Here is a 9,746-nt window from a genome sequence, read left to right as displayed (position 1 = left end):
TAGTTTGTGGAGGTCGCCCGTTGCGGAACGAGCCGCAAGGCCGCGCAGAACCTCTATGTCGCCTCCAGCGCGGTGAACCGGCAGATCCTCAAGCTGGAAGCCGAGATGGGCACCGATCTGTTCGACCGCCTGCCCAACGGCATACGCCTGAACGCGGCCGGCGAGCGCATGCTGCAGCATATCCGCGCGACCCTCAACGATTTCCACCTGATGCGCGGCGAGCTGGACGAGCTGAAGGACGAACGCACGGGCCATGTATCGGTTGCAGCGATGGATTCGCTGTTCGTCGACCTGCTGCCCGCGGCTGTCGAGGAGTTCTCGGGACAGTACCCCGCCGTCACGTATGCCATCACCGCCGTCACGCCCTGGGATGTGGCGTCCAAGGTGCTCAGCGGCGAGTACGACGTGGGCATCACCTTCATTTCCAAGCTGCCGGCCGGCCTCGACGTGATGACCCAGGTCGCGCTGCCGCCTGGCGTGGTGATGGCATCCTCGCATCCACTGGCCAGGAAGGACGTCGTGAGCTTTGCCGACTGCCGCAGCCATGCCTTCCTGCGGCTGGAGGGACGCTTTCCCATGCAGGGAGGCGTGTCGCCGAAGTTCTCCGAATTCTGGGATCTGCTGACCCCCAGCGTGACCTGCAACTCCACCCTGTTGCTCAAGCGCCTGATCGTCACCGGACGCGGCATTTCCTTTTTCTCGAAGCTGGCGTTCCTGGAGGAAATCTCCAGCGGCGAAGTGGTGTGGCGTCCCATCGAGGAGCCCAATATCAACGCCCTGACCGTCGGCATCGTCGTGCCGAGCCAGCGGCCGCTATCCAAGGTGACGCTGGAATTCGCCCGCGGCGTCGCCCAACGCATCAAGCGCCTCGAGCTATCGCTGCTCGATGCCTGAATGGCGGCCCTTGAAGACAGCCGCCCTGCTCCGTCCACAACCCCATCTCACTCTACCCACATTGATCCCATGAAACCGAACTACATCGCCGGCCAGTGGCTGGATAGCGCGGCCAGCGTCGCCAACATCAGTCCTTCCGACACGCGCGACACGATCGATCATTATGCCCAGGCCGACGCCGGCATGGCCGAAGCCGCGATCGCCGCCGCGCACGAAGCCAAGGCGGCATGGGGCTTCTGCAGCCCGCAGGCCCGCGCGGATGCTCTGGACCGCATCGGCGCCGAAATCCTCGCGCGCCGCGAAGAGCTGGGCCGGCTGCTGTCGCGGGAAGAAGGCAAGACGCTGCCCGAAGGCATCGGCGAAGTCACGCGCGCCGGCAACATCTTCAAGTTCTACGCCGGCGAGGCCCTGCGCCAGCGCGGCGACAAGCTGGCCTCGGTCAGGCCGGGCATAGAGATCGACGTGACGCGCGAACCCGTGGGCACGGTCGGCATCATCGCGCCCTGGAACTTTCCGATCGCCATTCCCGCCTGGAAAATCGCGCCCGCGCTGGCCTATGGCAATACGGTCGTGTTCAAGCCCGCCGAACTGGTGCCGGGCTGCGCCTGGGCGCTGGCCGAGATCATCAGCCGCGCCGGCCTGCCGGCAGGCGTCTTCAACCTGGTGATGGGTCGCGGCTCGCAGGTGGGTCAGGCGCTGCTGGACGACCGCCGCATCGACGCCATCTCCTTCACCGGTTCGGTCGCCACGGGCCGGCGCGTGGCGCAGGCCGCCGCGCAACGCATGGCCAAGGCCCAGCTGGAAATGGGTGGCAAGAATCCGATGGTGGTGCTGGACGACGCCGACCTGGACGTCGCCGTCGAGTGCGCGGTGCAAAGCGCGTTCTATTCCACCGGACAACGTTGCACGGCATCGAGCCGGATCATCGTCGAGCAAGGCGTATACGCGCGCTTCCTGCAGAAGTTGCGGGACCGCGCGGCCTCGCTCAGGATCGGCCACGCGCTGGAAGCCGGAACCGACATCGGCCCCGTCGCCAGCCGCGACCAACTGGAACAGAACCTGCGCTACGTGGACATCGGCAGGCAGGAAGGCGCGCGATTGCTGTGCGGCGGCGGCGAGCTGCAACTCGGCACGCCGGGCCACTACATGGCGCCCGCCATCTTCGCGGACTGCGACAACGCCATGCGCATCTGCCGCGAGGAAATCTTCGGGCCGGTCGCGGCGGTCATGCCGGCACGCGACTACGAACACGCGCTGGCCCTGGCCAACGACACGGAATTCGGCCTTGCCAGCGGCATCTGCTCGACGTCCCTGAAGCACGTGCAGCACTTCAAGCGGCATGCGCAGGCCGGCATGGTGATGGTGAACGTGCCGACGGCCGGCGTGGACTACCACGTGCCCTTCGGCGGCCGGAAGGGATCCAGCCTGGGTTCGCGCGAGCAAGGCAGCCACGCGATCGAGTTCTACACCACGGTGAAGACCGCCTACGTGGCGGGCTGAGAGCTTGCCGCGATGCCGGCGCCCTCCCCGCCGGGACGGCGCCGGTGCTTGCGGATCAGCGCGTTTCCGTCACTGCGCCGCCGCGCAGCGCCGTGTCCAGGTACTCGCTGCGCGCCCGCGCATCCGGAAAGCGCATGTCGCGGTAACTGACGAAGCGCGAACCGCGCACCAGGCGATAGCCCAGCCAGATCAGCAGGAACAGCGGAATGCCGACGTACGTGGCCACCACGCCGCCCCAGTCGATGCGGTCCTGCAGGAAGGCCTGGTAGTTCTGTCCCAGCGTGATGACCAGGCACAAGGCGAAGGCGAAGATCGGGCCGAACGGGAAGAACGGCGACACATAGGGCAGGTCCGCCAGGTTGCGGCCCTGCGCCACATAGCCTCGCCGGAAGCGGTAGTGGCTGATGGCGATGCCCAGCCAGGCGATGAAGCCCGTCATGCCCGAGGTGTTCAGCAGCCAGACGTAGACGGCCTTGGGGCTGAAGATGAAGCTGAAGAAGCACAGCGCCGCGACCACGGTCGTGGCCACCAGCGCCCACAGCGGCACGCCGTTGCCGGTCACGCGACCGAACACCGCAGGCGCCTTGCCGTCGCGCGCTAGGCTGTACAGCATGCGAGTGGCGGCGTACATGCCGGAGTTGCCGGCCGACAGCACCGAGGTCAGCACCACCGCGTTCATGACCGAGGCGGCCGCCAGCAGGCCGGCGCGCTCGAAGATCAGCGCGAAGGGGCTGACGCTGACGTCGGTGACTTCGGTGCGCAGCAGCTGCGGATCGGTATAGGGAATGAGCAGGCCGATGACCAGGATGGCCATCACGTAGAACAGCAGGATGCGCCAGAACACCTGGCGCACCGCGCGCGGCAGGTTGCGCGCGGGATCCTTGGATTCGCCGGCCGCGATGCCGATGAGTTCGGTGCCCTGGAAGGAAAAGCCCACCACCATGGCCACGCCGATCAGCGCCGCGAAACCGCCCGCGAACGGCGCGTCGCCCACGGTCCAGTTGGCCAGGCCGCCGGTCTCGCCGCCGCGGATGATGCCAAGCAGCATCATCACGCCCATGACCACGAAGGCCAGCACCGCGACCACCTTGATCAGCGCAAACCAGAACTCGGCCTCGCCGAAGCCGCGCGCGGACAAGGCATTGAGCCCGAAGGTGATCGCCAGGAACAGCGCGCTCCAGTACACGCCTGGAATGTCGGGAAACCAGTAGGCCATCACCAACTGCGCGGCCACCAGATCCACCGCCACCGTGACGGCCCAGTTGTACCAATAGTTCCAGCCCAGCGCGAAACCGAAGCCTTCTTCGACGTAGCGCGCGCCATAGGTCGAGAACGAGCCGGAAACCGGCATGGCCGCGGCCAGCTCGCCCAGGCTGGTCATCAGGAAATAGACCATGATGCCGATCAGCGCGTAGCCCAGCAGCGCGCCGCCGGGGCCGGCCTGGGCCACGGTCGCGCCCGATGCCACGAACAGGCCGGTGCCGATCGAGCCGCCGACAGCGATCATGGTCAGGTGGCGCGCGGACAGGGCGCGGCGCAGGCCGGAGGGGCTTTCGCCTCCGGTCACGGCCTTGCCGGCGGCGCGGGATTCATCGTGTTCCGATGGTGCCAAAGTGCGTTCCTTATGGGATCTGGAAGGAGCCTGGGAAATGCCGCGGGATAGGCCGCCGGCGCCCCGGGTATCCGAGCAACGCGCGAGCATAGCAAAAAATGGGCCCACCCCCGAGCGCTTGCGCGCTCCCCCTCAAGGGGGCGCCACAGCGGACCGGCAAAGCCGGCTCCGCGTGGCCCCGCTTGGGGAAGCCCTGCCGGGAGGGGCGGTGGTGCAAATGCGATCAGGGTAGCCTTGTAGCGGCTGCGCTGGCGCTGCCGCAATAGCAGACTTGTAGCAGGAAGCTGATTCCCTGTCCCTATATTGCAGATAAATCAACGAGGGACAGGGAGGCGATGCCCGGACCGCCGTGCCGGCTATTGGAAGGCGGTTTCCATGAAGGTCCGCAGCTTGCGGGAGTGCAGGCGCTCCGGCGGCATGCCGCGCAGGCGTTCGAGGGCGCGGATGCCGATTTCCAGGTGCTGGTTGACCTGGCGGCGGTAGAAGGCGCTGGCCATGCCGGGCAGCTTCAGCTCGCCGTGCAGCGGCTTGTCCGACACGCACAGCAAGGTGCCGTAGGGCACGCGGAAGCGGAAGCCGTTGGCGGCGATGGTGGCGGATTCCATGTCCAGGGCGATGGCGCGCGACTGGGCGAAGCGTTCGACCAGTTCGACGTGGTCGCGCAGCTCCCAGTTGCGGTTGTCGATGGTGGCCACGGTGCCCGTGCGCATGATGCGCTTCAGGTCCCAGCCCGACAGGCCGGCCACCTCTTCCACCGCCTGCTCCAGCGCCACTTGCACCTCGGCCAGCGCCGGTACCGGCACCCAGGTCGGCAGGTCGGCGTCCAGCACGTGATCCTCGCGCACATAACCGTGCGCGAGCACGTAGTCGCCCAGGCGCTGGGAATCGCGCAGACCGGCGCAGTGGCCCAGCATCAGCCAGGCGTGTGGGCGCAGCACGGCGATGTGGTCGGTGATGGTCTTGGCGTTGGACGGGCCCACCCCGATATTGACCAGGGTGATACCGGAATGGTCGCCGCGCACCAGGTGATAAGCCGGCATCTGTGGCAGCCGCGGCAGCTCGCCCGCCTCGGCCGGGCCGCTTTCGCCGCGCCGGGTGATGCGGTTGCCGGGTTCCACCAGCATCTCGTAATCCTGATTGCCGCTGGCCATCAGGGCGCGAGCGCGGGCGCAGAACTCGTCGACGTAGAACTGGTAGTTCGTGAACAGCACGAAGTTCTGGAAATGCGTGGGCGCGGTCGACGTGTAGTGCTGCAGCCGGTGCAGCGAGTAGTCCACGCGCTGCGCGGTGAAGGGCGCCAGCGGCTTGGGCTCGCCGTCCTTGCCGCGCCAGGAACCGTTGACGATGGCGTCGTCGGTCACGGCCAGGTCGGGCACGTCGAACAGGTCGCGCAGCGGGCGCTTGAGCGCTTCCAGGTGCTCGCCCTCGACGTAGGCGCCTTCCGGGAAGGCGAAATGCAGGGGAATGGGCGAGTCCGACTCGCCCACCTCGACCGCCACGCGGTGGTTCTGCAGCAGCAATCCGACCTGCTCGATCAGGTAGTCACGGAACAGCGCCGGCTGGGTGATCGTGGTCTGGTAGATGCCGGGTTCGGCCACGTGGCCATAGGACAGGCGCGTGTCGATGGGATCGTAGGTCTCGACACGGATGCGGATGGCCGGGTAATAGGCCCGGGCCCGCGACTTGTCGCCTTCCCGGGCGCCGGCGTCCTCGAGCACCTCTCGGAAGACCGCGCGCAGGAAGGCGGTATTGCGGCTGTAGATCTCTTCGAGCCGGTCGACCGCGGCAACCGCGTCCTGGAAGGGTTCGAAAGGCAAGGCGTCGGGCCGGTTCATGGAGGATTCGGGGTGGACTGCATTCATCATTGCGCTTTTACTCCGCTTTCTTATCTGTTTTATGTCGGCCTTGCGGCGCCGCCGCATGCGGCATGCGCGGCACCGGGCCGATGCATTGATTATGCATGAGCCGCGCGTGCATGAACGGTCATCGTGGCGACTGTCGCCCGCAAGGGGCGCATGGAACCCATCGCGCCCGATTCCGGGCGACCGGCCTCGGCCCGTTACGCTTTATTCTGCGAATGACGTAACAATGGCCCGATCGGGATGCTGCATTGCACGACAAATGTAATGAAACTTTATTCCATTACAATAGTGCTGCAGCGCCGGTGAGGACCGCCCGGCGCTGCGCCCTTTCCGCCGGCTTGCCAGGGTGCCGCAACCCCTGGCCAAGCCATGCCGCCCACTCCGATTTCCTGAAGTGACGCAATGACGCCGCCTACGCGAAAAGACCGAACCGCCCCTCCCCGCCTTGCCTGCCTGCTGTCCGTCCCCCTTCTGGCGCTGACCCTGTCCTGGATCCCCGGCGCCGCCCAGGCCTCGCTGTCCACCACCACCCAGGCCCGCGCCAGCCTCAATGGCCTGCGCCTGGCGCAGGAACCCACCGTCCCCACCCTGCGCGAACGCGTCGTGCAAGCCGGCCTGGAAGCCATCGGCACCCCCTATGCGTGGGGCGGCGACGACGCCTCCGAGGGCTTCGACTGCAGCGGCCTGGTCCTGCATGTCTTTCGCGAAATCGCCGGCCTGGAACTGCCCCGCACCGCGCGCCAGCAGCGCACCGAGGGCGAAGCCATCAAGAACAAGCAGAACCTGCGTCCCGGCGACCTGGTGTTCTTCGCCACCCGGGGCCGAGGCGTCACCTCGCACGTGGGCATCTACATCGGCCAGAACAAGTTCGTGCACGCCCCGCGCCGTGGCGCCAAGGTGCGCGTGGACGAAATGAAGAATCCCTACTGGACCAAGCGCTACGTCGGCGCCCGCCGCTATCTGGAACCGACTCCCGGCCAGATGCTCGCCCAGGCTGAGCGCTAAAAGAAACACCCCAAGCGCGTAGGCTTGGGGCAATCGAATTGCTCATGGCGCCAGAGCAGGCGCCACGCCAGCGGGGCCGCGCGGATCCGGCTTTGCCGGTCCGCAGCGGCGCCCCCCCTTGAGGGGGGAAGCGCGCAGCGCTTCGGGGGGTGAGCCTCCCCCCTAGCCGCGGCCTACGAAGGGCATGTTGGTGGCCATGATGGTCATGAACTGCACGTTGGCGTCCAGCGGCAGGCGCGCCATCGCGGCCACGGCCTGCGCGACGTGGGCCACGTCCATGCGCGGCTCCACCTTGGTGCTGCCGTCGGCCTGCAGGATGCCAGCGGCCATGCGCTCGGTCATGTCGGTCGCCGCGTTGCCGATGTCGATCTGGCCGCAGGCGATGCCATAGGGCCGGCAATCCAGCGAAATCGACTTGGTCAGGCCAGTCACCGCGTGCTTGGTGGCCGTATAGGCGATGGAGAACGGCCGCGGCGCATGCGCCGAGATCGAGCCGTTGTTGATGATGCGGCCGCCGCGCGGCGTCTGCGACTTCATGACCCGGATCGCGGCCTGCGCGCACAGGAACATGCCAGTCAGATTGGTGTTCACCACATCGCGCCAGACGTCGACCGACAATTCCTCGATCGGCACCGCGGGCGCGCCGCGTCCGGCATTGTTGAAAAGCACATCCAGGCGCCCATACTCACGCTGCGCCGCGTCGAACAGATCCCGCACCGCATGCTCGTCGGACACATCCGTCGGCATCACCAGCGCGCGCACGCCGTCTTCGCCCGCAGCCGTGCGCGTTTCCTCGAGCAGTTCGCGGCGCCGACCCGCCAGCACCACGCGGTAACCCTGAGCCAGGAATTCCAGCGCCACCGCCCGGCCTATGCCCGTGCCCGCTCCGGTCACCAGGGCCACGCGCTGCGCGTCGATCTCGTTCGTATGCATCGGACTCTCCTTCTTGTCGATGGGCGAAATCCTACCCCAAGGCCATGGCGCGCGCTGCAAGCGAACGTACCAGCGCGGTTTCACCGTCTTTCGGGTTGGAATCGAGCCGCAGGCATAGCCTGACCCCCCTCAAGCGCCTGCCTGCGCGATGATCTGTCACAAGTTTCTTTATAATTTGTGGAAATTTGCTTATTACAAAAATCAGCATTGAACGGAGAAGCTCCATGCCTAGACGGTCCCTCACCGTGGCACGACGCCGGGCCTGCGCCCTGGCGCTGGGCGCCCTGCTCGCGGCGCCGGCCTGTACGCTCGGCGCGCCCGACGGCGCCCAGATCAGCACCCAGGGCGCCAATGGCGCGCCCGCCTGTGTCACCTGCCACGGCGCCAAGGGTGAAGGCAATCCCTCCGCCGGTTTCCCGAGATTGGCCGGCCTGGGCGCCAAGTACCTGACCGAACAGCTGGACGCCATGGCCGATGGCGGACGTGTCAGTCCGATCATGAAAGCCACGGCCCAGGCGCTCGATCCCGCCCAGCGCCAGGCCGTCGCCGCTTACTACGCCTCCCTGCCCGCGCCTCTGGATACGGACAAGCTCGCCGCGACCGCGATGGGCCGCGCCGCGCCGGCCGACACTGGCGCCTGGCTGGCCACCCGAGGCGCCTGGGACAAGAATGTCCCCGCCTGCAACCAATGCCATGGTCCCGGCGGCATCGGCGTCGGCGACAACTTCCCCGCGCTGGCGGGCCAGTCGGCTGCCTACATTTCCGGGCAGTTGCGCGCCTGGCGCCAGGGCCAGCGCCCGCCCGGCCCGCTGGGCCTGATGCCCGCCGTGGCCACCCGCCTGACCGACGCCGAGATCGATGCCGTGTCGGCCTACTACGCCGGCCTGCCCCAGGCCGCCGAGCAACTGGCCGCGCAAGCCGCCGCACCGGGAGCCAAGCAATGAACCCGCGCCTTACCCGCTCGCCCGGCGCCTGGCTCGCCGCCACCCTCGCCCTGTCGATATCCGCCACCGCGCTGGCCGCCGAGCCGCGCCCCAGCTTCACGCCGCCGTCGGCCGCTTCCTTGCCCGACACCGAATTCGGCAAGATTGTGCGCCAGGGGGAGCAGATCTTCCTGCACACGCCCCAGGCCGCCGGCAAGTTCGTCGGCAATGACCTGAATTGCAGCAGCTGCCACCTGGACGCGGGCCGCCGCCCGGACTCGGCGCCGATGTGGGCCGCCTATGTGCTGTATCCCGCGTACCGGGCCAAGAACGGCCACGTCAATACGCTGGCCGAGCGCCTGCAGGGCTGTTTCCGCTACAGCATGAACGGCAAGCCGCCCGCAGCCGACGATCCCGTGCTGACCGCATTGCAGACCTATATGTTCTGGCTGGCCAGCAAGGCGCCGACCGGCGTGACGCTGGAAGGCCAGGGCTACCGCAAGCTGCCCGCGCCGGCGCAGAAGGCCGACTACCTGCGTGGCGAAAAGGTTTACGCCCAGTACTGCACCGTGTGCCATGGCGCTGAAGGCCAGGGCCAGAAGAACGGCAAGCACTGGGTCTTCCCCGCCTTATGGGGGGCGGACTCGTTCAACTGGGGCGCGGGCATGCACCAGATCGGCAACGCGGCCGGCTTCATCAAGGCCAACATGCCGCTGGGACAGGCCGGCATGCTGAGCGACCAGGAAGCGTGGGACGTGGCCTATTTCATGAACGCCCACGAACGACCGCAGGACCCGCGCTACGCAGAGTCGGTGGCCGCGACCCGCGCCAAGTACCACGACTCCGACGATTCGCTCTACGGCATCGAGGTCAACGGCCATCTGCTGGGCAGCGATTCCCCCGCGCCCGGCGGCAAGCTGTTGCAGGCGGCCAAGCCCTGAACCGCTGAAAGCGGGGGGGGGGGGGGGGGGGGGGGGGGGGGGGGGGGGGGGGGGGGGGGGGGGTGGGTGGGGGGGG

8 protein-coding genes are annotated in these 9,746 nt (G+C 67.6%); 5 read left to right on the top strand and 3 right to left on the bottom strand.

Annotation, left to right across the window (positions count from 1 at the left end):
• Nucleotides 1-6 precede the first annotated feature (6 nt).
• Both ACEU5R_RS31250 and ACEU5R_RS31245 read left to right on the top strand, forming a co-directional pair.
• Nucleotides 7-894, top strand: a complete 888-nt coding sequence (locus ACEU5R_RS31250) for a LysR family transcriptional regulator (protein ID WP_392413732.1) — start codon at nt 7-9, stop codon at nt 892-894.
• Between the two features lie 69 nt (nt 895-963).
• Nucleotides 964-2,394, top strand: a complete 1,431-nt coding sequence (locus ACEU5R_RS31245) for an aldehyde dehydrogenase family protein (protein WP_392413730.1) — start codon at nt 964-966, stop codon at nt 2,392-2,394.
• A 55-nt stretch (nt 2,395-2,449) separates the two neighbouring features.
• On the opposite strand, the gene ACEU5R_RS31240 is transcribed toward ACEU5R_RS31245, so the two are convergent.
• Nucleotides 2,450-4,006, bottom strand: coding sequence for an amino acid permease (locus ACEU5R_RS31240; protein WP_392413728.1), 1,557 nt, complete (start codon nt 4,004-4,006; stop codon nt 2,450-2,452).
• A gap of 356 nt (nt 4,007-4,362) precedes the next feature.
• Complete coding sequence (locus ACEU5R_RS31235) at nt 4,363-5,871, bottom strand: AMP nucleosidase (protein ID WP_369869683.1); 1,509 nt, start codon at nt 5,869-5,871, stop codon at nt 4,363-4,365.
• A 399-nt stretch (nt 5,872-6,270) separates the two neighbouring features.
• On the opposite strand from ACEU5R_RS31235, the gene ACEU5R_RS31230 reads away from it, so the two are divergent.
• The gene (locus ACEU5R_RS31230; RefSeq protein WP_392413726.1) at nt 6,271-6,873 is read left to right on the top strand and encodes a C40 family peptidase; all 603 of its coding nucleotides are present in this window, start codon (nt 6,271-6,273) and stop codon (nt 6,871-6,873) included.
• A gap of 162 nt (nt 6,874-7,035) precedes the next feature.
• Here the strand turns inward: ACEU5R_RS31230 and ACEU5R_RS31225 are convergent, their stop codons facing one another.
• Complete coding sequence (locus ACEU5R_RS31225) at nt 7,036-7,806, bottom strand: SDR family oxidoreductase (RefSeq protein ID WP_103274536.1); 771 nt, start codon at nt 7,804-7,806, stop codon at nt 7,036-7,038.
• 224 nt (nt 7,807-8,030) lie between these two features.
• On the opposite strand from ACEU5R_RS31225, the gene ACEU5R_RS31220 reads away from it, so the two are divergent.
• A complete protein-coding gene (locus ACEU5R_RS31220; RefSeq protein WP_392413724.1) occupies nt 8,031-8,750 on the top strand; it encodes a c-type cytochrome in 720 nt (239 codons plus the stop codon).
• Entirely contained in the window at nt 8,747-9,670 is a 924-nt protein-coding gene (locus tag ACEU5R_RS31215; protein ID WP_392413722.1) for a c-type cytochrome, read from the top strand. The genes ACEU5R_RS31220 and ACEU5R_RS31215 overlap by 4 nt, the downstream gene beginning before the upstream one ends.
• The last annotated feature ends 76 nt before the right edge of the window (nt 9,671-9,746 follow it).

This window comes from Achromobacter sp. 413638, from assembly GCF_043119405.1.
In the GTDB taxonomy this organism is placed as follows: domain Bacteria; phylum Pseudomonadota; class Gammaproteobacteria; order Burkholderiales; family Burkholderiaceae_B; genus Achromobacter.
This window is presented reverse-complemented; position numbering and strand designations above follow the sequence as displayed.

Coding starts and splice junctions, on each gene's coding strand:
- ACEU5R_RS31230 (WP_392413726.1), top strand. CDS start 6,271: ATGACGCCGCCTACGCGAAAAGACCGAACCGCCCCTCCCCGCCTTGCC.
- ACEU5R_RS31225 (WP_103274536.1), bottom strand. CDS start 7,806: ATGCATACGAACGAGATCGACGCGCAGCGCGTGGCCCTGGTGACCGGA.
- ACEU5R_RS31245 (WP_392413730.1), top strand. CDS start 964: ATGAAACCGAACTACATCGCCGGCCAGTGGCTGGATAGCGCGGCCAGC.
- ACEU5R_RS31235 (WP_369869683.1), bottom strand. CDS start 5,871: ATGATGAATGCAGTCCACCCCGAATCCTCCATGAACCGGCCCGACGCC.
- ACEU5R_RS31220 (WP_392413724.1), top strand. CDS start 8,031: ATGCCTAGACGGTCCCTCACCGTGGCACGACGCCGGGCCTGCGCCCTG.
- ACEU5R_RS31215 (WP_392413722.1), top strand. CDS start 8,747: ATGAACCCGCGCCTTACCCGCTCGCCCGGCGCCTGGCTCGCCGCCACC.